This window comes from Nocardia sp. MDA0666, from assembly GCF_003023875.1.
GTDB lineage: Bacteria > Actinomycetota > Actinomycetes > Mycobacteriales > Mycobacteriaceae > Nocardia > Nocardia aobensis.
The window spans coordinates 1-22403 of the sequence record NZ_PYHT01000032.1 but is presented as its reverse complement, the minus strand read 5'-3'; the positions used below and the strand labels follow the sequence as shown (position 1 = coordinate 22403).

Below are 22403 nucleotides of genomic sequence, written 5' to 3'. Positions count from 1 at the left end.
CGCCGAAAACCTAGGCGTCGATCGCATCGGGTTCGGCCGCTTCCTCCGCCTCTCCCCCACCGCGGATCGAATACAGCAGTCCGTCCAGCTCATCGGGTTTGACGAGCACGTCGCGCGCCTTGGAGCCCTCGCTCGGGCCGACCACACCGCGGGTCTCCATCAGATCCATCAGCCGGCCCGCCTTGGCGAATCCGACGCGCAGCTTGCGCTGCAGCATCGAGGTGGAACCGAACTGCGAGGTGACGACCAGTTCGACGGCCTGCAGGAAGACGTCGAGATCGTCGCCGATATCCGGGTCGACGTCCTTCTTCTCCCCGGCCTTCGCCGTGGTGACGCCTTCCTGGTACTCGGGTTCGGCCTGATTCTTGGCGAAGTCGACGACGGCCTGGATCTCCTCGTCGGAGATGAACGCACCCTGTAACCGGGTCGGCTTGGACGCGCCCATCGGCAGGAACAGGCCGTCGCCCATACCGATCAACTTCTCCGCACCCGGCTGATCCAGGATGACCCGCGAGTCGGTGAGCGATGAGGTCGCGAACGCCAGCCGGGAGGGAACGTTGGTCTTGATCAGGCCGGTCACCACGTCCACCGAGGGCCGCTGGGTCGCCAGCACCAGATGGATACCGGCCGCGCGCGCCTTCTGGGTGATGCGCACGATGGCGTCCTCGACGTCGCGCGGCGCGGTCATCATCAGATCGGCCAGCTCGTCGACGATCGCCAGGATGTAGGGGTAGGGCCGGTACACGCGCTCGCTGCCCAGCGGTGTGGTGATCTGGCCCGATTTCACCTTCTTGTTGAAATCGTCGATATGGCGGACCTTGCTGGCCTGCATGTCCTGATATCGCTGTTCCATCTCCTCCACCAGCCAGGCCAGCGCGGCGGCGGCCTTCTTCGGCTGGGTGATGATGGGCGTGATCAGATGCGGAATGCCCTCGTACGGCGTGAGTTCCACCATCTTCGGGTCGATGAGGATCATCCGCACCTCGTCCGGAGTGGCGCGGCCCAGCAGCGAGACCAGCATGGAGTTGACGAAACTCGACTTACCCGAACCGGTGGAACCGGCGACCAGCAGATGCGGCATCTTCGCCAGATTCGCGGAGACGAATTCGCCCTCGATGTTCTTCCCGAGTCCGATCACCAACGGGTGGTGGTCGTTTCGCGTGGAGGGCGCCTTGAGCACATCCGCCAGGCGGACCAGTTCGCGGTCGGCGTTGGGCACCTCGATACCGACCGCCGACTTGCCCGGGATCGGTGCGAGCAAACGCACATTCTCGGTGGCCACCGCATAGGCGATATTGCGCGCCAGGGCGGTGATCTTCTCGACCTTCACACCGGGCCCGAGTTCGACCTCGTATCGGGTGACCGTCGGACCGCGGACGAAACCGGTGACCGCCGCGTCGATCTTGAACTGCACCAGCACCTCGGTGATCGCCTCGATCATCGATTCGTTGGCGGCGCTGCGCTTCTTCGGCGGATCACCGTCGGTCAGCAGCGTCAGCGGCGGCAGCTGATAGTCGCCGTCGACCTCGCGATCGGTGACGAATTCCAGTTGCTGCGCGGGCGGCGGCTCGGGTGTCTGATCGACGACCTTGGGTGCCTTGCGCGTCTTGGGTTTGGCTGCGGGAGGCGGTGTTTCGTCCGCCTCGGCGATATCCTTCGCATCGCGCAGCGGCGGTTCGCCGAGGACCTCGGTGACCGCGTCGGCGCCGCCGAATTCGTCGGCCGGGTAGTTCTCCTCCGGGGTGCGGCCGCGCCGCGACGAACGGCTCTTGTGCACCGGAAAACCGTCGGCGTCATAGTTTTCCGGGTCGTAGAGCCCGTATTGCCCGTCGTCGTCGGCGAATTCGGCATCGGGCAGGCCGAACAGCTCGCGCAGCCGATGCGGAACCTCACGCACCGTCGTACCGGTCACCAGCAGCAGCCCGAAGAGCATGGCCAGCAACAGCAGCGGCACGGCCAGCCACGCGGTGAGCCCGTTGCGCAGCGGCCCGCCCAGCACGTAGCCGACGAAACCCGCCGCGTGGGCGCGCCCGTGCGCATCGGTCGGCGCGCCCGCGAAGATATGCCAGATTCCCAGCGCAGGCAGACCCACCAGCACCCCGCCGAGGACCAGCCGGGGCCGGATCTCGGGCCGCGGTTCGGTGCGCATCAGCACCACCGCGATACCGGAGGCCACGAAAGGCAGTACGGCCGCGGCGGATCCGGCGATCGCCCGCACCGCGGTGTCGACCCAGTGCCCCACCGGACCGCCCGCCGACAACCAGACGGCTGCCGCGATGACGACGCTGAAAGCGACCAGCGCCAACGCGATTCCGTCGCGGCGGTGACCGTGTTCGATCTCCCCCGCGCGGCTGATGGTGCGGGTGGTGGCGCCGAATCCGCGCGCCAGCACCGACCAGCCGTTGCCGATACCGCGGCCGATCACCGCCAGCGGTGCGGTCTGCGGTGACCGGCGCACCGGCCGGCGGGTCGCGGTGGTGCGGCCGCGCGGCGCCGATCGGGCGCGCGAGCCTCCCGAGCGAGTCCGCGCCGGAGCCCGCCCCCGGGTGGATCCCGCCCGCGAACTCGACGTCGTGGTGCCGCGGGACTTACCTGCCATGACCTCAGGCTAGCCGCAACAGCCCCATCGGGACCATCCGCAACACCCATCCCAGCTACATCATTGCCGACCTCACAACGCCGTCAGCGGCCGGAAACGACGCGCGCGACGGCTTCAGACGCTGCGATCGGAGGCGAAGACCGCGGCCACATCATCGACGCCGCCGGCGGCATCGACGCGGACCTCGTTGCGGCCGAACGCGTGAAGCAGCAGTTCGGAGGGCTGCCCAGTGAGCACCACCGCATCGCCGCCGACGTTGTGCGCCGTCACGCGTTCGCCCTCCGGCGTCGCCAGCACGACGGTGACCGGCGATTTGCGATACGCCATCCGCGCCATCCGCCGCGTCGCCGACCACAACTTGCGCTCGTCCTCGGCCGGCAACGGGCGGGGCTTCCATTCGGGGTCGGCGCGGCGCACGTCCTCGTGGTGGACGAACATCTCGGTCAGGTTGACCACGGCGTCGACCGGCTTCAGCGGCGACCACCACGGCGGGCCGGTGCGGATCTGCTCCAGCAATTCGGTGAACGGCTTCTCGGACACCTTCGCCTGCACCGAATCCAGATATCCCGCAAGGGGTTTCAGCAGGATCCCCGGTGCGGCCGCGGGATGGCGCTCCCGCACCACCAGATGCGCGGCCAGGTCATGCACCGTCCAGGTGCCGCACAGGGTCGGGGCGTCGGGACCGACCGCCGTCATGGTCGACACCAGGGCCCGGCGTTCCCGTTGAGCCATACTCATGGGCCGAGCGTAGTGGGTCGGAGCCCGGAGGAGGTAGCGGAGCACGGCCCCGCGCGCTCCCCCGGGTGCGCGATCAGACGCCGAGGACGGTCGGCACGATCATCGGGCGGCGGCGGTACGTGTCGGCGACCCAGCGGCCCACCACGCGCCGCACGCCCTGCGCGATGCGGTGCGTATCGGTGACGCCTTCCCCGGCCAGCCGCAGCAGTTCCGCCTCGACGACCTCCTGGGCACCCAGCAGCGCAGTCGGATCATCGGAGAAACCGCGACCGCTGACCTCGGGCGCGCTCACCGCCTTGCCCGTGGTTTCGTCGACGGCCACGGTGATCGCGATGAAACCGCCCTCACCGAGCACCAGACGATCCGACAGCGTCGATTCACCGACGTCGCCGACCGACAATCCGTCGACGTACACCTGCCCGACCGGGTAGCGGCCGACGATCGAGGCGATGCCGTCGACCAGGTCGACCACCACACCGTCCTCGGCGAGCATGACCCGCTCCTCGGGCACGCCGGTCGCCACCGCGAGCGCTCCGTTGGCCCGCAGATGCCGCCACTCCCCGTGTACCGGCATGGCGTTGGTGGGGCGGACCGCGTTGTACAGGTACAGCAGCTCGCCGGCCGAGGCGTGCCCGGAGACGTGCACCTTCGCGCTCTGCTGGGTCACCACGGTGGCGCCCAGCCGGGCCAGGCCGTTGACCACCGCGAACACCGCGTTCTCGTTGCCCGGGATCAGTGAGGAGGCCAGCACCACCAGATCGTCGGCGCGAATGTTGATCTGACGATGGTCGCCGCGCGCCATGCGTGACAGTGCCGAGAGCGGTTCACCCTGCGAGCCGGTCGAGATCAGCACCAGTTTGTGCACGGGCAGGTTCGCGGCCTGATCCAGATCGACCACGATGCCCTCGGGGATGTTCAGATACCCGAGATCCTGCGCGATCTGCATATTGCGGACCATCGAACGCCCGACGAAGCAGACCCGGCGGTTGTAGCGCTGGGCCACATCGACGACCTGCTGGATGCGATGGACGTGGCTGGCGAACGAGGCCACGATGACGCGGCCCTTGGCCTTGCCGATCACACTGTCGAGGACCGGGCCGATCTCGCGTTCCGGGGTGACGAAGCCCGGCACCTCGGCATTGGTCGAATCGACCAGGAACAGATCCACGCCCTCGTCGCCGAGGCGGGAGAACCCGGCCAGGTCGGTGAGGCGGCCGTCGAGCGGCAGCTGATCGAGTTTGATGTCACCGGTGTGCAGAGCCAGCCCGGCCGGCGTGCGCACCGCGACCGCGATCGCATCGGGAATGGAGTGGTTGACCGCGAAGTACTCGCAGTCGAACGGGCCGTGAGTGGTCCGCTGGCCCTCGGTGACCTCGATCAGCTTGGGCTGCAAGCGATGTTCGCGGCATTTCGCGGCGACCAGCGCGAGGGTGAATTTCGAACCCACGACCGGGATGTCGGGACGCAGCCGCAGCAGGAACGGCACCGCGCCGATGTGGTCCTCGTGACCGTGGGTCAGCACCACGGCGGCGACCTCGTCGATCCGGTCCTCGATGGGCCGGAAGTCGGGCAGGATCAGGTCGACGCCAGGCTGCTGATCCTCGGGGAACAGCACACCGCAGTCGACGATCAGCATCGCGCCGCCGTATTCGAACACGGTCATATTGCGGCCGATTTCGCCGATGCCGCCGAGCGCGTAGACGCGCAGGCCCTGCTTCGGCAGCTTGGGCGGCAGGCCGACCGGCAATCCCGTCGAAACAGGTTGCGGCGCGGACTGTTCCGCACGCCCACGGCTGCCCGACTGGCGGCCCCGGCCGGAACGGCGGGAACGGCCCCGGTCACCCGCCTGTTCGCCACGCGGGGCAGCAGCCGATTCGCCACGCTGGGCGGCGGGAGCCGATTCACGCGCCGCGGGAGCGGTTTCGCGTTGCGCCGCGGGAGCGGTCTCGCGTTTCTCGGTGGCAGCGCGACGCTCGGCTGCCGGTTCGGCACGCGCTGGCTCAGGCGGCGAAACCTGCTGCACCGCAGGCTTTTCGGGTTCCACCCGCGGCGCGGGCGGCGGCGCCGGAGCCGGCGCTCCCGCCGCTCGGCTCGCGGTCCGGCGCGGACGACGGTTCACCGGTTCACTCATGCAAGCACCCCCGCCAGCCGCAGTTCGGCGACGATCGATTCCAGATTCACACCTACGGGCATCAGCTGCGGCAGCCGCGGCTCGCCGACTTCCATTCCGAGCAGTCGCAGCGACGACTTGATCAGGGCCACGCCACCGACACGGGCCATCGCGCGGTTGACGGGCAACAGGCCGGCATTGATGTCGCGAGCCAGCGTCACCTCACCGGCGATGTAGGCATCGCGCAGCTGCACCAGCCGCTCCGGCACCAGATGGCCGATCACACTGATGAATCCGACCGCGCCCACCGACAACCACGGCAGATTGAGCACGTCGTCACCGGAGTAGTAGGCCAGTCCGGTGTCGGCGATCAGTTCCGCTCCCGCGCCCAGGTCGCCCTTGGCGTCCTTCACCGCGACGATGTTCGGATGTTCGGCCAGGCGCCGCAGCGTGTCCGGGGCGATCGGCACGATCGAGCGTGGCGGAATGTCGTACAGCGTCACCGGCAGATCGGTGGCGTCGGCGACGGCCGTGAAATGCGCCAGCAGACCTTCCTGCGAGGGGCGCGAGTAGTACGGCGTCACCACCAGCAAACCGTGCGCACCCGCACGCTCGGCGTTGCGCGCGAGCTCGATGCTGTGCGCGGTGTCGTAGGTGCCCGCGCCCGCGATGACGGTGGCGCGGTCGCCCACGGCGTCGACGACGGCGTGCAGCAGGTCGAACTTCTCCGATTCGGTGGTGGTCGGCGATTCTCCGGTGGTACCGGAGATGGCGAGCAGGTCGACACCGCGGTCGACCAGGCGTGCGGCCAGGGCGACGCCGGCATCGACATCGAGCTTGCCCTCGGCGGTAAAGGGGGTCACCATCGCGACACCGACCGTGCCGGACGCGCGCAGCCCTGTTCGCGTCGATTCACCGTTCGTCATGGTCAGAAAGGCTACCCGGTCGCGGATACGACACCGAACCGTCGTCCGTGATATCGGCAGACATTCCGGTCACATTCCAGCAATGACAGCAACGGCGACGGCATTCCGGCGCTGGCGCGATGTCATCTATGACGTCATACTGATGTCATGGATCTGAACAAGTACACCGCCCGGCTGCGCGACGATCTGATCGCCGCGGCTGCTCTGGGCGACGAGAAGACCCAGGCCACCGCCGCCGCGTTGGCCGCCGCCACCGAGAATTCGCTGCGGCTGACGCTGCTGGCCGCGCTGTCGGATCTGGCGGACGAGGTCAACGCGACCCTCGACGATCGCACCGTGCACGTCTCCCTGTCGGGGACCGACGCACAGGTGGAGGTGCGCCGCACCGCGTCCGAGGAGTCGCATCCGACCTTCGAGGAGATGACCGGCGACATCAGCCGCGTCACCCTGCGCATGGTCGAGAATTTGAAGGCTCGCGCCGAGGAGGCCGCCACCCAGAGCGGTCAGTCGCTGAACTCCTGGCTCGCCGGCGCGGTACAGGGCGCCCTGCGCGACCAGATGCGCAAGGGCGGCCCCGGCCGCTGCGACAGCTGAGTCAGTCCATCACCGTCACGGTGCCGGTGGGACCGATCTCTGTGCGGCGGTCCCGATCGGGCGCCTGAGCGAGGACCGTCGACAACACCCGCCGCCCCGGTGGCAGGATGCGCACCGTCACCGAGCCGGCGTTCGCCGCGTCCAATTCCCTGGTGGCAACGTCGATGACGCGCTCGCGCAACCATTTCGGCGCATCGGTGAAACCGCCGTCGTCGAGAAGTACGACCTCCACCCCGCGCGCCCGCGCACCCCGCGCGGCCCCGCTGAGTTCCTCGGTCACCAGGTGCGGGGCGCGCAGACCGTCGCGCAGTTCCGCCTCCAGCAGCCGGCACTGTTCGCGTTCGCCGACGGTGAGGACCGCGCCCTCGGCGATGCGTTCCAGGATCGGGCGAGCCACCCGGTCCAGGCGTTCCAGCTGGCGGGTGCGTTCGCCGTCGGCGGCCGCCATCGTCGCCTCGGCGGCGGCCTGGGCGCTCGCCTCCTCGCGCAACATCCGTAGCGAACGCTGGGTGGGCCGCATGATCTGCGCGAACACCGAGATGGCGATGACGGTGCCGATGGGCACGATCGCGGCGACGATCGCGCTCGCGCTCAGCCAGGCCCGCGCGCCGTCGACACCGATGACGACCGCGACTCCGGCCACGCCGAGCCACGCCGTGCCCATCCGGCCCCGCAGTACCAGCACGGCGAGCACATACGAGGTCGCGAAGGTGGTCCACACCATGTGCCGGGTTTCCGGTGTGCCGGGATCGGCCGAGGTCAGCGCGGTGGCAACCGGCCCGGCGACGGCGACGAAGATCGTCACGGTCCAGGGCAGCGGATCACCGGGGGCCACCAGCACCAGCGCACCGGCCACCACCATCACGATCAACGCGGTCACCGCGGGCAGCGCATTCGTGGTGTCGAGGTTGCGGACCATGTAGAGGGTGATGGTCACTTCGAGAAGGACCAGGAACAGCCACGCGGTACCGCCGCGCAGCCCCAGCAACTCGCGCAAACCGAACGCTTGCTCCCGGCCGGTTTCAGAGCGCACCGTCACCACCCCAGACCAACGTCACCGCGGTGCCCTCCCCGGGTTGCGATTCCACGAATCCGGCGCCGCCGGCCAGTTGGCGCATGCGGCCCAGAATGCTCACCGAGATGCCGAGCCGGTCCGCGGAGACCGCGTTCACGTCGAATCCCGCACCGTCGTCGGCGAAGACGACCCGAATGCTGCCCGCGCTGATCGTGCAGGTCACCGTGCGCGTCACCGCGCGACCGGGCACCGGGGCGTGACGCAGACTGTTGCGGATCGCCTCGGCCAGGGCGGCGGCGAGGGTGCGCGCGGCGGCGGCCGGCATGCGCAGGTCGTCGAAGCCCGGCCAGGTCCTGGTGGTGAAGCGAATGCCGGCGTTCACCTCGTGCGCCGAGGCGCGCAGGAAGTTCACGGCCGCGCGGGCGTCGAGCACATCGGGTTCGCGCGATTCGACCCGGATCTCGTCGAGTTGGTCCAGGGTGCGTTCGGCCTGCCGTCGCAACACGTCGGAGGGTTCGCTGCCGCGCGAGGCGTCCAGCAGCGTGGACAGGACGGCGTCGTGGATGAGGGCGGCGAAGCGGGCGCTCTCGTTGTCGCGCGCCGCGGCCGCGGCGGCTTCGGCGGCCTGTCTGCTCGCCGCCACCGATTCGCGGTCCACCCGGGCCGCGGCCGACAGCGCCGAGACCACGCACCACAGGAACAGCGCCGACAACCCGACCGCGCGGGCGAACGCGCTGAGCACCGACGCTGCCGTGAACTGTTCTGCCAGATAGATATTCGTCGACGCGACGGCCGCCGACCCGATCAGCAGATAGGCGACGGCGACGAGCGTCGGCCACGCCAACGTCGCCGCGAGCACCCCGAGCGGCAGCATCCGGTACAGCCACACCGAATTCGCGCCGATGCTGTGGGTGTCGAGTCCGATCAGCATGGTCGCCACCGCGGACAGGAAGGCCACCGCGGCACAGCCCGACACCAGCCGGATGGTGCGCGGGCTCGACCGGATCGACAGCAGGGCCAGTACCGGGAACAGTCCGAACGCGAGCGCGCCGGCGGCCGGCGTCCACCAGGCGGGCGTGAACTGCGCCTGCTCGGTGATTTCCGGAACGTCGGCGAGGCCCATGATCACCCCGCCCGCGCCGACCGAGAGACCCAGCCGGCGCATGACGCGCTCCGCCGCGGGAGTATCGCTGCGCACCTGGGCGCGGCTGGGAACCCGGATGCGGGCCGCGGCCGCGGTGCGGGCGAAGACTCCGGGTGCGTCGACCGCGATCATGCCTGGTTGTTGCGCTCGGGCACCGGCAGCCAGCCGTCCTCCACCGCACGCTTGTAGAGATCGGTCTTGGTGGGGGCCGGGCGACCGGCGTCGGCGTACTTCTGGCGGATCCGGCCCAGATAGTCGTTGACGGTCTGTTCCGAGAGCCCGGTCAACCGCGCCACCCGCGAGGCCTTCTCGCCGGACGCGTAGAGGGTCAGCACCTCCTGCTGGCGCGGGCTCAGGCCGACATCGAGCAGCTGCGGATCTCCGTCGATGGCGGCGGCCCAATCGGTGGTGACCACCTGTTCGCCGCTCGCGGCGGCGCGCACCGCGGCGACCACGGTCTGCACATCCTCGGATTTGCGCACCACGCCCAGCACCCCGGCCCGCGCCGCCGAGCGCACCAGGAACGGATTGTCGGCTCCGGTGAACACCAGCACCTCGACCCCGCGGTCGCGCAGGGCCTGCACGTTGGACTGCGGGGTGGAGCCGTCGGCGAGCCGCAGATCGAGAATCACCAGATCCAATTCCGGTGCGGCCGAGAGCAATTCGGACACCGTTCCGGCGGTGATGACCAGTTCCAGATCGCTTTCGCCGGCCAGCATGCTGGCCAGGCCGAGCGCGACCGACTCGTGGTCCTCGACCAGACCGATCCGCCGCGGTGGCGTCATATGGTCCTCACCCTTCCCGAAACCCGAACACCACACCGCGCCCCACCCGGGAGCGCGACGTCCTGCCGTCGAGTATGACGGTGCCGGTGATATCCGTGTGAGACACCAGAAATCGGGTCATCGGCTCACGCGGTCAACTGCGCCGCGATCGTCGCCCCCAGTTCCCAGCACTTCTCCCGGTCGTCCTTACCGGGCTGACCGGTGACGATCACCGGTGCGGCGGCCTGCTGCCATCCCATCCCGGTCGTCACGGTCGTGATGCTGCGCTCGGCCCCCTCGGTGCCCTGATTGCCGTGGATGTACACCCCGAACGGCCGGCCGCGGGTGCTGTCCAGACACGGATAGTAGAAGGTGTCGAAGGCGTGTTTGAGCGCGCCCGACATGTAGCCCAGATTGGCCGGCGTGCCCAGGACGTAGCCGTCGGCGGCGAGCACATCGCTCGCGGTCACCGCCAGCGCCGCCCGCCGCACCACCTCGACGCCCTCGATCTCGGGGTCGGTCGCACCCGCGACCACCGCTTCGAACATGTCCTGCAGGAACGGCGAAGGCGTGTGGTGGATGATCAGCAACGTCGGCACCCAGGCGAGCCTAGTGGGGCCGGCAGGGTGTCAGGACCCGGTCCGGCGTTCGACGCGCTCGAGTTCCACGGCGCGGCGCATGGTGTCGCGGGCACGAGATCGGTCGCCGGCGTAGTCGTAGGCGCGGGCGGCGCGGTAGTTGGTGCGCCAGTTGTCGGGGTCGGCTTCCCACTCCTTCTTGACCTGTTCGAACAGCTCGTCGGCCGCGGCCTTCTCCAGCCGGCCGGAGGGGCGGCGAGGCAGCTCGGAGACGTCGAGTTCGAGGCCCTCGTCATGGATGCGCCGGGCCAGGTGCTGGTGGGCGAGCGCGGCGCGAATGCTGGTGGCCACCACCCACACCCCGAGGATCGGCAGGATCAGCACGCCCACGCCCATCGCGACGGCGGCGGCCTTGCCCGAGGTCAGCAGTTCGATCGCGATGCGGCCCAGCAGCAGGAAATAGAAAGCCAGCGCGATGACCAGGAAGGCGATGAAGGCGACGATGCGCAGCACCTGCCGCCCGCTGTCGCGCTCGTTCACAGGTCCAGCAGCGGATCGAGCCCGACGGTGAGTCCCGGGCGGGCGCCGATCTGGCGCACACCCAGCAGCACACCCGGAGCGAAGGAGGTGCGGTCGATCGAGTCGTGGCGGATCGTGAGCGTTTCGCCCTGGGTACCGAACAGCACCTCCTGGTGCGCGACCAGCCCGGCCAGCCGCACCGAATGCACCCGCACCCCGTCGACGCTCGCCCCGCGCGCGCCGTCGAGTTCGGTGGTGGTGGCATCGGGGCTCGGGCCCACACCGGCCTGTTTGCGGGCCTCGGCGATGATGCCGGCGGTCCGGTAGGCGGTGCCGGAGGGTGCGTCGGCCTTGTTCGGATGATGCAGTTCGATGACCTCGACCGAATCGAACCAGCGCGCGGCCTGTTCGGCGAACCGCATCGACAGCACCGCGCCGATCGCGAAGTTGGGGGCGATCAGCACGCCCACCTCGGGATTGCCCGCGAGCCAGGAGCGCACCTGCTCGAGCCGGGATTCGTCGAATCCGGTGGTGCCGACCACGGCGTGAATGCCGTGTTCCACCAACCACTTCAGATTCGGCATCACCACATCGGGATGGGTGAAGTCGACCACGACCTCGGTGCCGGCCTCGGTGAACGCATCCAGCGCGTCGTCCTTGTCGACGCCGGCGACCAGCTCCAGGTCGTCGGCTGCCTCGACCGCCGCGCAGATCGCCTGCCCGACCTTGCCCTGCGCGCCGAGTACGCCCACCCGGATCCGGTTCGTCGCCACCGTGAACTCCTCACATACCGTTCGATGCCCGTTGCGCTCAGAGCCTATCGGCAGGGGCACCGGCCGCCGCCACACCGGTCACCCGGAAGTCGCGTAGGTCACCCCTGGTCAGTCGAACATGATCACCTGGCGCAGGGCGTGGCCGGCGGCCAGCTCGTCCATCGCGTGATTGATCTCGTCGAGCCGGATACGCGAGGACACCAGCCGTTCGACGGGCAGCCGGCCCTCCCGCCACATCCGCACGTACTCCGGGATGTCGCGCGCCGGAACCGCCGAACCGAGGTAGCTGCCCACGATCGAACGTCCCTGTGCGACCAGACCGAGCGGTGAAATGCTCGCGCGCGCTTCGGGATTCGGCAGACCGACGGTCACCGTGGTGCCGCCCGGCGCGGTGGCTGCCACCGCGGTCTCGAAGGCCCGCACGTTGCCCGCGGCCTCCACCACGACCTCCGCCGCGATTCCGCGCTCGGCCACCTCTGCCGGCGTGTAGACCTGCGTGGCACCCAATTCCTTTGCCAGCGTGAGCTTTTCGGGCACGGTGTCGACGGCGATGACCTCCGCGCCGAGGCTTTCCCGCAGCGAGGCGGCCACCAGCACGGCAGCCATACCCACGCCGCCGAGACCGACGACCATGATGCGGTCGCCCGCGCCGGGCCTGGCCGAATTCAGCAAGGCCCCGCCGCCGGTGAGTACCGCGCAACCGAGGACGGCGGCGACCTCCGGCGGCACATCGTCGTCGACCGGCACCACCGAGCGCCGATCGACCACGGCGTGGGTGGCGAACCCGGAGACGCCGAGATGGTGGTGCACGGGCCCGTTCGCATCGTGCAGCCGCCGCCCGCCGCCCAGCAACTCACCCTCGTTGTTGGCCACGCTGCCCGGTACGCACGGGGTGCGGCCGTCGGTGGCGCAGCCCTCGCACTGCCCGCAGCGCGGCAGGAAGGTCATCACGACGCGCTGACCGACCCGCAGATCACTGTCACCCGGGCCCACCTGCTCGATCCGTCCGGCCGCTTCGTGCCCCAGCAGCATCGGCACCGGCCGCACCCGGTTTCCGTCGACCACCGACAGGTCCGAATGGCACAGCCCGGCCGCCTCGATCCGGACCAGCAACTCGCCCGGCCCCGGCTCCGCCAACTCCAGATCCTCGATCACGATCGGGGTCGAATCGGCGTAGGGAATCGGGTCGCCGATCCGCTCGAGCACAGCACCACGAATCTTCATGGCACCGACGGTACCGGGCGAGCGCGAAGCCAGTGCCGGCGTCTCCTCCGGCGCCGCAGGGCCGAACGGGCAGCCGGGGATCGCAGCACCCTCGGTCGACACGCTGCCGCGACAGGTGACGCCACGGAAATCGGCGGGCGGCGAACCACCATCGGCGCCGATGCGGGCGTTGTCGAACACCGTGTGGGAGGCATCGAAACAGGTGTCGGCGAATGTGATGTGCGAACCGCGGATCACGGCGTCGTCGAAACGGGTGTCCGCGCCCGCGAAGCGGACGTGGTCGAAATCCGTCCGGCCGCCCTCGAAGCGGGTCTCCCGGAAATCCGTCGTGTCGGCCCCGAATCTCGCGCCGCTGAACGACGTCGGTTCCCCGGCGAAGCGTGCGCGCAGGAATCGTGTTCCCGGACCGAGGAATTCGGCGCCGGTGAAGTCGGCACCCCGATGGAAGACCGCGTCCACGAAACTTGTTCCGGCCCTCGCGGTGTGGTCGTCATAGGCGGTGGTGGCGAAGTGCGTGTTGTGGAACAGCACGTCGTTGTCGAATCTCGCGGCATGGAAGGTCACATGCTGGCCGACGAATTCGACGTCGGTGAAGTTGGCCGAGCGGCTACCGGTGAAACGCGCGCCGCGCCAATGCGTATGCCGGCCGGCGAAGACCGCACCACGAAAGTCGACATCCTCGAGCACTGCGTCGTCGAAGTTGAAATAATATGTGGACCAAGATATTTCGGCTGTGGGCCGGAGTCGCGAGGCGATCACCGCGACGATGGTGCGACGCACTTCACGATCGTTCTGGCGCAGTTGGTACGCCCGCTCCACCTGGGAGCTGCCCGCGTCCTCGGTGACCTTGCGAGAGCTCAGGTGGGTGGCGCCCTCCTCAGGGTCGTAGGGCAACCGCAGATAGCCGCACAACACATCGATGCACTGCTGCCGCATGCCGCGCGCGGCGAACTCGTCGGCCACCCCGGCCATCGCGTAGACGCCCGCCATCCGCACCGCGACATCGGCATTACCCAGTTGCGCCGCAGCGGCACCGAACAGTTGCGCGAAGCGGCCGCGTTCGTTGTCGCGCTGCTTGCGATACGCCACGACCAGCGCCACCGCACCGCCGACGCCGGCCGAGACCGACAACGCGATCTTGGTCAGATCCAGCTGATTCGGCGTATCGGCCTTCGCGCCGAGCACGAGCCACAGCGCCCACCAGGCGATACCCGCGATCGCCAAACCACCGAGCACCACCGTGACGACCGATACCAGCAATGCCGAGCGCTGTATCCGCTGAGCCTGCCGCTGCAGAAAAGTCCCCCGCCGAGCCATGGGCGCATGGTAACGAGAATTCGAGTCCACCACAGCTTCCGCGGGATTCGACCCCGGCCGCAACGCGACGATGCGGCCCACACCGTCCCGGTGCGCACCGCATCGTCTTGTCCGGCAACCTGTTTCGCGGCGGTCAGGCCGCCGCGCGACTCCCGCGGACACCGATCGCGGCAGCGGTCAGGCACGCGAGCGCGACCACCACAACGAACCACGGGAAGATCGTGCCCATCCCCCACTGGGTGGCGGCCCAGCCGGCCAGGACGGTCGGCAGCGCCATCGCGGTATAAGCCAGCAGGTAGTAGGCGGACATGGTCTCGCCGCGCTTGTGCTGCGGCACCACATTCGACAGATGCCGCAGCGATCCGCCGAAGCCCAGGCCGAAGGTGGTGCCGAGCAGGACTCCGGCCAGCAGGACGACCACCCAGTTGTGAGTCGCCAGCGCCGGAATGGTCAGCAGCAGGGCGATCGCCATCCCGGTGTCACCGCCGATGGCCGCGCGACGCGCCGGAATCGCGGTCGCGAACAGCTGAGCCAGGGCCCCGGCCGTCGCGGTGGAGGCGACCACGGCACCGCCGAAGACCAGATTGTGCACGCCGGTCTTCTCCGCGGCCAGCGAGGGATACAGCGACAGCAGCACACCGAGCACCGACCAGGCCGCCATCACGCCGAGCGCCGAGAACCAGAAGTCGGCCCGGATCTCCTGCGGTACCGCCGGTTTCGCGATCCGGATCGGACCCGACATCCGCGCGGTGTGGGTTTCGGTCATCACCACCACGCCGACGCCGATCAGCAGGCAGAACACCGTGATCACCACATACGGCGTGCGCAGCGGATGCGGGACGTACTGCGCCAGTAGTGCCGAACCCAGAATGGCCACGGCCATACCGACATTGAAGGCCACACCGGTCAGTTGCCCCGATCGCGCACCGTGCTGCGGACGCAGATCCAGCAGTGCCGCCGCCCCGGCGACCACGGTCGCGCCGACGGCCACACCGTGCAGCGCCCGCGCCACCAGCAGCATCGCGACATTGTCGGCGAACAGGAAGACGACCAGCCCGAGCACCATCGTGGCGAGTGCGCCCAGCAGCACCGGCTTGCGGCCGACCACATCGGAGATCTTGCCCGACACCAGCACCGCGGCCAGGGCGGCGACGGCATAGACGGCGAAGACGATGGTGGTGGTCAGCGGCGAGAAATGCCATTCCTTCTGATACAGGCCGTAGAGCGGGGCGGGAACACCGGACACACCGAGCGCTACTCCACTGGCGACCAGAATCAGTGCATAGGCCCAGGACTGTGTGGTCCGCTGAGCCGGTGCAACCGTGACAGTTGCGGCCATCGATTCTCTCCATCAGGTAAGTTTGATTGCGATCGAACTCAACCACCGTAGCGATGGTTTGATTCCCATCAAACCGAATTTCCCGTGAGAAAGATCATGAGCGATAGCAACAAGACCGTGGAATCTCATCCGGTCGCCAGCGTGCAGGAGGTGCTCGGTGCCCTGCACGACCCGGTCCGACTCGAGATGGTGCGCAGGCTCAGCAATGCCGGCGGCCCGATGCGCTGCGGCATGCTCTACGACACCATCAACAAGTCGACCGCGACCCACCACCTGAAGATCCTGCGCGAGGCGGGGGTCACCGAACGCATCGTCGCCGACGGCCAGACCTATGCCCGGCTGCGCTCCGAGGAGGTCGAGCACGCCCTGCCCGGACTGCTCGCGGCGGTGGTGGGCGCCGCCAATCGCGCGGGCGACTCCGGCGCCGCACCGCGCGACTGACTCAGTCCACCAAACGCTTCACCGCACCGGGCAGGTCGCGCGCGCGCCGATACGGTCCCGCCACCGAGGCCGCGTACGGCCGCGCCAGCAGGGTGCGGGCGATCGCGGAGACCTCCGCGGTGGTGACGGCATCGATGCGCGCCAGCGTCTCCGAGACGCTGCGGTGATTGCCGTAGCTGAGTTCGCTGCGGCCGATGCGGTTCATCCGGGAGCCGGAATCCTCGAGGCCCAGCACCAGCCCGCCGCGCAACGAGCCCTTGGCCCGGGCGCATTCGGCATCGGTGATCCCGTTGGCGGCAACGTCTTCCAGCACCTCACGCGCCAGAGTCGTCACCTCGCCGAGGTTTTCCGGCTGACATCCCAGATAGACCGAGAACGCGCCGGTGTCGGCGAAGGTGTCGACACTGGAATACACCGAATACGCCAGGCCGCGTTCCTCCCGAATCTTCTGGAAGAGACGGGAACTGAGCCCACCGCCGAGCACTGTGTTCAACACCGACAGCGGCCAGCGCTTATGCCCTTCGTGCCGGCCGAACGCGCGCATCCCGAACACCAGATGCGCCTGTTCGCTGTCGCGGTAGGTCCACTGCAGCTGCGGTGAGGTGCGCTTGCGGAAGTGGCCCTCCCGGCGCGGCGCCGGTTCCCGCAACGGATCGAGCCGGTCGGCGAACGCACGCTGCACCAGCTCCACGGTGTGTTCGTGCTCGATGTTGCCGGCCACCGCCACCACCATCCGGTCCGGACGATAGCGCCGCAGATGGAACCCGCGCAGCTGCGCGGCCGTCATCTGCTCGATCGAGTCGACGGTGCCGATCACCGGCCGCCCGATCGGATGATCGCCGAACAGCGCGGTCAGGAACGAGTCGCCGACCAGGTCCTCCGGATCGTCGTCGCGCATCGAGATCTCCTCGAGCACCACCTGACGTTCCACGTCGACGTCGATCGGACGGCACAGTCCGTTCAGCACCACGTCGGAGACGACGTCGACCGCGAGCGGCAGATCGTCATCCAGTACGTGCGCGTAATAGCAGGTCTGCTCTTTGGCGGTGAACGCGTTGAGTTCTCCGCCGACCGCGTCGACCGCCTCGGCGATGTCCAGCGCCGTCCGGGTCGGGGTCGCCTTGAACAGCAGGTGTTCCAGGAAATGCGCGGCGCCGGCCACGGTGGGGCTCTCGTCGCGCGAACCCACACCGACCCACACGCCGATCGATGCCGATCGCACGCCGGGCACATGTTCGGTGACCACCCGCAACCCGCCGGGCAGTACCGTACGCCGCACCCCCGTGTCGGAGAACGAACCGTCCTCGGCGAGCACCAGCGAAGAGCCCCCCTGCTCGAGGGCGAGCAAGGGGGCGTCGGCGCTGAGGGTCTTCGCCGGAGTCTTCGCGCGCGAGGCTTGCTTCGTCTTCGTCGCGCGAGCTGTGCTGCCCGGCGCGCGCGTCGAAACCGAGAGTTTCGCGGCGCGCGCCGAGGACTTCTTCTTCGTCACATCCAACTATTTACTCGGCCGCGGCCTCGGCTGCAGCCGGAGCCTCGTCCGCGGCGGGGGCGGATGCCTCTGCGGTGTCTTCTTCGGCGACCGGGACCAGCGAGATCTTGCCGCGGTTGTCGATATCGGCGATCTCGACCCGGATCTTGTCGCCGACGTTCACCACGTCCTCGACCTTACCGACCCGCTTGCCGTTACCCAGCTTCGAGATGTGCACCAGACCGTCGCGGCCCGGCAGCAGCGAGACGAACGCGCCGAAGGCGGTGGTCTTGACGACCGTGCCCAGGAAGCGCTCGCCGACCTTCGGCAGCTGCGGGTTGGCGATGGCGTTGATCGCGTCGATCGCGGCCTGCGCCGACGGGCCGTCGGTCGCGCCGACGAACACGGTGCCGTCGTCCTCGATGGAGATGTTGGCGCCGGTGTCCTCGGTGATCTGGTTGATGACCTTGCCCTTGGGACCGATCACCTCGCCGATCTTGTCGACCGGGATCTTGATCGCGGTGACGCGCGGCGCGTAGGGGCTCATCTCGTCCGGGGTGGCGATGGCCTCGGCCATCACGTCCAGGATGGTCAGGCGCGCGTCGCGAGCCTGGTTCAGCGCACCCGCCAGCACCTTCGACGGAATGCCGTCGAGCTTGGTGTCCAGCTGCAGCGCGGTGACGAAGTCGCGGGTACCGGCGACTTTGAAGTCCATATCGCCGAAGGCGTCCTCGGCGCCGAGGATGTCGGTCAGCGCGACGTAGCGGGTCTCCGACTCACCGTTGTCGCCGGCGACCTCGTCGGACACCAGACCCATGGCGATACCGGCGACCGGCGACTTCAGCGGCACACCCGCGTTCAGCAGCGACAGCGTGGAGGCACACACCGAACCCATCGAGGTGGATCCGTTGGAGCTCAGCGCTTCCGACACCTGACGGATGGCGTAGGGGAACTCCTCCTGGCTCGGCAGCACCGGCACCAGCGCCCGCTCGGCGAGCGCGCCGTGGCCGATCTCGCGTCGCTTGGGCGAGCCGACGCGGCCGGTCTCACCGGTGGAGAACGGCGGGAAGTTGTAGTGGTGCATGTAGCGCTTGCTGGTCTCCGGGCCGAGCGAATCGACCTGCTGGGCCATCTTCACCATGTCGAGGGTGGTGACGCCCAGGATCTGGGTCTCACCGCGCTCGAACAGCGCCGAACCGTGCGCCCGCGGCACCACGGCGACCTCTGCCGACAGCGCCCGGATATCGGCCAGGCCACGCCCGTCGATGCGGAAGCCGTCGGACAGGATGCGCTGGCGCACAAGCTTCTTGGTGACCGAGCGGAACGCCGCACCGATCTCCTTCTCGCGGCCCTCGAAGTCCTCGGTCAGCGCCGAGAGCACCTCGAGCTTGATCTCGTCGATGCGCTCCTCGCGCTCCTGCTTGCCGGCGATCGACAACGCCTCGCTCAGCGGGTTCTTCGCAGTGCCCTCGACCGCGGTGTAGACGTCGGCCTCGTACGGCGGGAAGAGCGGGAAGTCCTCGGTGGGCTTGGAGGCCAGCGCCGCCAGATCGGCCTGCGCCTTGCACAGTCGGGCGATGAACGGCTTGGCCGCCTCGAGGCCTTCGGCCACAACGGTTTCCGTCGGCGCCTGAGCACCGTCTTCGACCAGGGCGATGACCTTCTCGGTCGCCTCGGCCTCGACCATCATGATCGCGACGTCACCGGATTCGACGACGCGGCCGGCGACGACCATGTCGAACACGGCCTCCTCCAGCTGCTCGACGGTCGGGAACGCGACCCACTGGCCCTGGATCAGGGCCACCCGCACACCGCCGACCGGACCCGAGAACGGCAGTCCCGCAATCTGAGTCGAGGCCGAGGCCGCGTTGATCGCGACCACGTCGTAGAGATCGTTGGGATCCAGGCTCATCACCGTCACCACGACCTGGATCTCGTTGCGCAGGCCGTCGACGAACGACGGGCGCAGCGGACGGTCGATCAGGCGGCAGGTCAGGATCGCGTCGGTGGAGGGGCGGCCCTCGCGACGGAAGAACGAGCCGGGGATGCGGCCCGCGGCGTACATGCGCTCCTCGACGTCGACCGTCAGCGGGAAGAAGTCGAACTGGTCCTTGGGGTGCTTACCGGCCGTGGTGGCCGACAGCAGCATGGTCTCGTCGTCCAGGTAGGCGACGACGGAGCCGGCGGCCTGCTTGGCCAGACGCCCGGTCTCGAACCGGACGGTGCGGGTGCCGTAGCTCCCGTTGTCGATCAGGGCCACCGATTCGAACACACCGGGTTCGACCTCGATGGCGGAGCTCGTCTGGGATTCGGTCATATTTCTGTCTCAACCTCTCGTCTCGCCGGATCGAACGCCCTCGCGGCGCGATCCGGCTGGGTGTCCCTGCGCTGTTTCTCCCTGCCCGGAGGCAGCGGCTTCCCTGCACAGGGGCAGCCGTACCCGGGTTCGGGCGCGCGACAGCCCTCCTGGCTGTGGCGCGACACCCGGCCGATCCCCCATGGGACCGGCGACGCGGAGGCGGTCATCGATCGAAGCCCGCCGGCAACTCTCGCCGAAAGGCCACTACCGAAGACCGACGCCACGCGTGCGGGTGCATACGGCTGGTGCGGTGCCGATATACGACTAGCCGACGGGGAGATTCTATGCCTCCCCATCGGCTGCGCGTTAACTACCTGTGATTGTCAGCGCGTCTGTCTCGCGTCCGTGCGGGCGCGAACAGATCAACGCCGCAGTCCGAGCCGCTCGATCAGCGAACGGTAGCGCTCGATGTCCTTGTCCTGCAGGTACTTCGACAGCCGCCGGCGGCGACCGATCAGGCCCAGCAGGCCGTGGCGGGTGTGGTGATCGTGCTTGTGCACCTTCAGGTGCTCGGTGAGGTCGGAGATCCGCTTGGACAGCAGCGCGATCTGGGCCTCCGGCGAACCGGTGTCCTTCTCGTGCAGGCCGTACTCCTTGAGGATGGCCGACTTCTGCTCGGTGGTCAGAGCCACGAAACACTCCTTGATTCTCAGTCCGCGCTCGAGGAAACCGGGAAATCCCGGGTGGGCGCCACCGCGGACCGCAGCAGACCCGACGAGCCAGCCTACCGGATCGCCGCAGCCGGACCGAATCGGGCCGACCCGGATTCGCTCAGCGCTGCGCTTCGCTCGCCTCGGCGGCGGCGAGCACCTGCCGCGTCTGCTCCACGTCCTCGCTCATGGCCCGGACCAGATCGTCGATCGAGTCGAAGCGGCGCATACCGCGCAGATGCTGGACGAAGTCCACCGCGACATGCTGGCCGTACAGATCCGCCTCGGTGTCCAGGACGAAGGCCTCGACCGTGCGGGTGCGGCCGGAGAAGGTGGGATTGGTGCCCACCGAGATCGCGGCCATGGCCCGCTTGCCCGGACGCGTGACACCGACCGTCTCACCGGCGGCCAGCACGGTGAACCACCCCGCGTACACACCGTCGGCCGGTATCGCCGCATGCATCGGCGGAGCCACGTTGGCGGTCGGGAAACCGAGTTCGCGACCGCGACCGTCGCCGTGGACCACGACACCCTCGACCCGGTGCGGACGCCCGAGCGCGTCGGCGGCCGCGGCCATGTCACCGGCGTCGACGCAGGCGCGGATATAGGTGGAGGAGAGTGTGACCGCGTGTTCGCCGAGCAGTGTCACACCGTCGACCTCGAAACCGAACCGGCCGCCCAGCTCGCGCATGGTCTCCACGGTCCCGGCCGCCTTCTTGCCGAAGGTGAAGTTGTCGCCCACCACGACCTCGGCGACATGCAACTTCTCGACCAGCAGGTCGTGCACGTAGCGGCCCGGGGTGAGCTTCATGAAGTCCTGGGTGAACGGCATCACCAGGAACACATCGATACCGAGTTCCTCGACCAGTTCCGCGCGCCGGGTCAGCGTGGTGAGCTGCGCCGGATGCGATCCGGGACGCACCACTTCCATCGGATGCGGGTCGAAGGTCATGAGAACCGAGGGAACACCGCGCACCGCAGCGGATTTCACCGCACGGCTGATCAATTGGGCGTGACCGCGGTGCACACCGTCGAACACGCCGATGGTGAGCACACACCGGCCCCAGTCCGGTGGCATTTCCTCGAGACTTCGCCATCTCTGCACACACCGAAGCCTACGCAAACACGGTCACGAACCGGGATTCGGCGGGGCGGTTGTTCACCCGACCGTCACCCACCCGCGGCGGCCTGCGTGGTTACGCAGGCTGCCTCCTCCGGCCGCATCGCTCCCGCTGTACCTGATCGGCGGGGTGCGCGGCGGCCTCCGTGGTTACGCAGGCTGCCTCCTCCGGCCGCGTCGCTCCCCCCGCTAAGCTCGATACGTGCCCGGAAAACGTGATGTCGCCACCCGGCGTGAGCTGGCAGATTCCGCTGCGTCACAACCCGATGGGGGTGTGGCCGGGCGCGCGGCGAATGTGGCTCCCTCGCTGTCGTCGGTCGCTCAGGATTATCTGAAGGTGATCTGGAGTGCGCAGGAGTGGTCGCAGGAGAAGGTGTCGACCAAACTGCTGGCCGAGCGGATCGGGGTGTCGGCGTCGACGGTGTCGGAGGCGGTGCGCAAACTCGCCGATCAGGGCCTGGTCGAACACGCCCGCTACGGCGCCATCACCCTGACCGACAACGGCCGCCGGGCCGCCGTCGCCATGGTGCGCCGCCACCGGCTGATCGAAACGTTCCTGGTCAGCGAGCTCGGCTACGGCTGGGACGAGGTGCACGACGAGGCCGAGGTGCTCGAGCACGCGGTGTCGGAGACGCTTGTCGAACGCATCGACGCCAAACTCGGCCATCCCGACCGCGATCCGCACGGCGATCCGATTCCCTCCGTCGACGGCGCGGTCCCCACCC

At 68.8% G+C, this 22403-nt stretch carries 19 protein-coding genes; 3 read left to right on the top strand and 16 right to left on the bottom strand.

Annotated elements, in window-relative coordinates:
- Positions 1 to 10 precede the first annotated feature (10 nt).
- From C8258_RS29395 to dapA, 4 genes are all read right to left on the bottom strand, one after another.
- Entirely contained in the window at positions 11 to 2599 is a 2589-nt protein-coding gene (locus C8258_RS29395) for a DNA translocase FtsK (protein ID WP_106957920.1), read from the bottom strand.
- Between the two features lie 114 nt (positions 2600 to 2713).
- Positions 2714 to 3337 carry a TIGR03085 family metal-binding protein gene (locus C8258_RS29390; RefSeq protein WP_036503315.1) on the bottom strand — a complete coding sequence of 208 codons (624 nt, stop codon included), beginning with the start codon at positions 3335 to 3337 and terminating at the stop codon, positions 2714 to 2716.
- Positions 3338 to 3410: 73 nt separating this feature from the next.
- On the bottom strand, positions 3411 to 5468 hold the full coding sequence (locus C8258_RS29385) for a ribonuclease J (protein WP_199195891.1): 2058 nt from the start codon (positions 5466 to 5468) through the stop codon (positions 3411 to 3413).
- Positions 5465 to 6373, bottom strand: coding sequence for a 4-hydroxy-tetrahydrodipicolinate synthase (gene dapA / locus C8258_RS29380; protein ID WP_036503318.1), 909 nt, complete (start codon positions 6371 to 6373; stop codon positions 5465 to 5467). The genes C8258_RS29385 and dapA overlap by 4 nt, the downstream gene beginning before the upstream one ends.
- A gap of 147 nt (positions 6374 to 6520) precedes the next feature.
- Here dapA and C8258_RS29375 point away from each other — a divergent pair, with 147 nt between their 5' ends.
- Complete coding sequence (locus C8258_RS29375; RefSeq protein WP_039779530.1) at positions 6521 to 6967, top strand: hypothetical protein; 447 nt, start codon at positions 6521 to 6523, stop codon at positions 6965 to 6967.
- A gap of 1 nt (position 6968) precedes the next feature.
- On the opposite strand, the gene C8258_RS29370 is transcribed toward C8258_RS29375, so the two are convergent.
- The 8 genes from C8258_RS29370 to C8258_RS29335 all read right to left on the bottom strand — a co-directional run bounded on the left by C8258_RS29370 (position 6969) and on the right by C8258_RS29335 (position 15640).
- Entirely contained in the window at positions 6969 to 8000 is a 1032-nt protein-coding gene (locus C8258_RS29370; RefSeq protein WP_106957950.1) for a hypothetical protein, read from the bottom strand.
- Complete coding sequence (locus tag C8258_RS29365) at positions 7990 to 9258, bottom strand: sensor histidine kinase (protein WP_106957919.1); 1269 nt, start codon at positions 9256 to 9258, stop codon at positions 7990 to 7992. The genes C8258_RS29370 and C8258_RS29365 overlap by 11 nt, the downstream gene beginning before the upstream one ends.
- Positions 9255 to 9911 carry a response regulator transcription factor gene (locus C8258_RS29360; protein WP_106957918.1) on the bottom strand — a complete coding sequence of 219 codons (657 nt, stop codon included), beginning with the start codon at positions 9909 to 9911 and terminating at the stop codon, positions 9255 to 9257. Before C8258_RS29360 ends, C8258_RS29365 begins: the two co-directional genes overlap by 4 nt.
- Before the next feature lie 125 nt (positions 9912 to 10036).
- The gene (locus C8258_RS29355) at positions 10037 to 10489 is read right to left on the bottom strand and encodes a flavodoxin family protein (RefSeq protein WP_030513190.1); all 453 of its coding nucleotides are present in this window, start codon (positions 10487 to 10489) and stop codon (positions 10037 to 10039) included.
- Between the two features lie 30 nt (positions 10490 to 10519).
- Complete coding sequence (locus C8258_RS29350) at positions 10520 to 11008, bottom strand: hypothetical protein (protein WP_063014517.1); 489 nt, start codon at positions 11006 to 11008, stop codon at positions 10520 to 10522.
- On the bottom strand, positions 11005 to 11760 hold the full coding sequence (gene dapB / locus C8258_RS29345) for a 4-hydroxy-tetrahydrodipicolinate reductase (RefSeq protein WP_369974831.1): 756 nt from the start codon (positions 11758 to 11760) through the stop codon (positions 11005 to 11007). Before dapB ends, C8258_RS29350 begins: the two co-directional genes overlap by 4 nt.
- A 108-nt stretch (positions 11761 to 11868) precedes the next feature.
- Complete coding sequence (locus tag C8258_RS29340; RefSeq protein WP_106957948.1) at positions 11869 to 12984, bottom strand: alcohol dehydrogenase catalytic domain-containing protein; 1116 nt, start codon at positions 12982 to 12984, stop codon at positions 11869 to 11871.
- 1450 nt (positions 12985 to 14434) lie between these two features.
- Entirely contained in the window at positions 14435 to 15640 is a 1206-nt protein-coding gene (locus tag C8258_RS29335) for an MFS transporter (RefSeq protein ID WP_106957917.1), read from the bottom strand.
- A gap of 96 nt (positions 15641 to 15736) precedes the next feature.
- Here C8258_RS29335 and C8258_RS29330 point away from each other — a divergent pair, with 96 nt between their 5' ends.
- Positions 15737 to 16081: a helix-turn-helix transcriptional regulator gene (locus tag C8258_RS29330; protein ID WP_106957916.1), complete on the top strand. Its 345-nt coding sequence runs from the start codon at positions 15737 to 15739 to the stop codon at positions 16079 to 16081.
- Position 16082: 1 nt separating this feature from the next.
- Here the strand turns inward: C8258_RS29330 and C8258_RS29325 are convergent, their stop codons facing one another.
- The 4 genes from C8258_RS29325 to C8258_RS29310 all read right to left on the bottom strand — a co-directional run bounded on the left by C8258_RS29325 (position 16083) and on the right by C8258_RS29310 (position 21663).
- Positions 16083 to 17399, bottom strand: a complete 1317-nt coding sequence (locus C8258_RS29325; RefSeq protein ID WP_106957947.1) for a pitrilysin family protein — start codon at positions 17397 to 17399, stop codon at positions 16083 to 16085.
- A gap of 181 nt (positions 17400 to 17580) precedes the next feature.
- Positions 17581 to 19866, bottom strand: coding sequence for a polyribonucleotide nucleotidyltransferase (locus tag C8258_RS29320; RefSeq protein ID WP_036503329.1), 2286 nt, complete (start codon positions 19864 to 19866; stop codon positions 17581 to 17583).
- Positions 19867 to 20270: 404 nt separating this feature from the next.
- Positions 20271 to 20540, bottom strand: a complete 270-nt coding sequence (gene rpsO, locus C8258_RS29315) for a 30S ribosomal protein S15 (RefSeq protein ID WP_036503331.1) — start codon at positions 20538 to 20540, stop codon at positions 20271 to 20273.
- Between the two features lie 139 nt (positions 20541 to 20679).
- A complete protein-coding gene (locus C8258_RS29310; protein WP_106957915.1) occupies positions 20680 to 21663 on the bottom strand; it encodes a bifunctional riboflavin kinase/FAD synthetase in 984 nt (327 codons plus the stop codon).
- Positions 21664 to 21973: 310 nt separating this feature from the next.
- Between C8258_RS29310 and C8258_RS29305 the strand changes: the two genes are divergently transcribed.
- The coding region (locus C8258_RS29305) for a metal-dependent transcriptional regulator (protein WP_146161361.1) at positions 21974 to 22403 on the top strand (430 nt) is incomplete at its 3' end.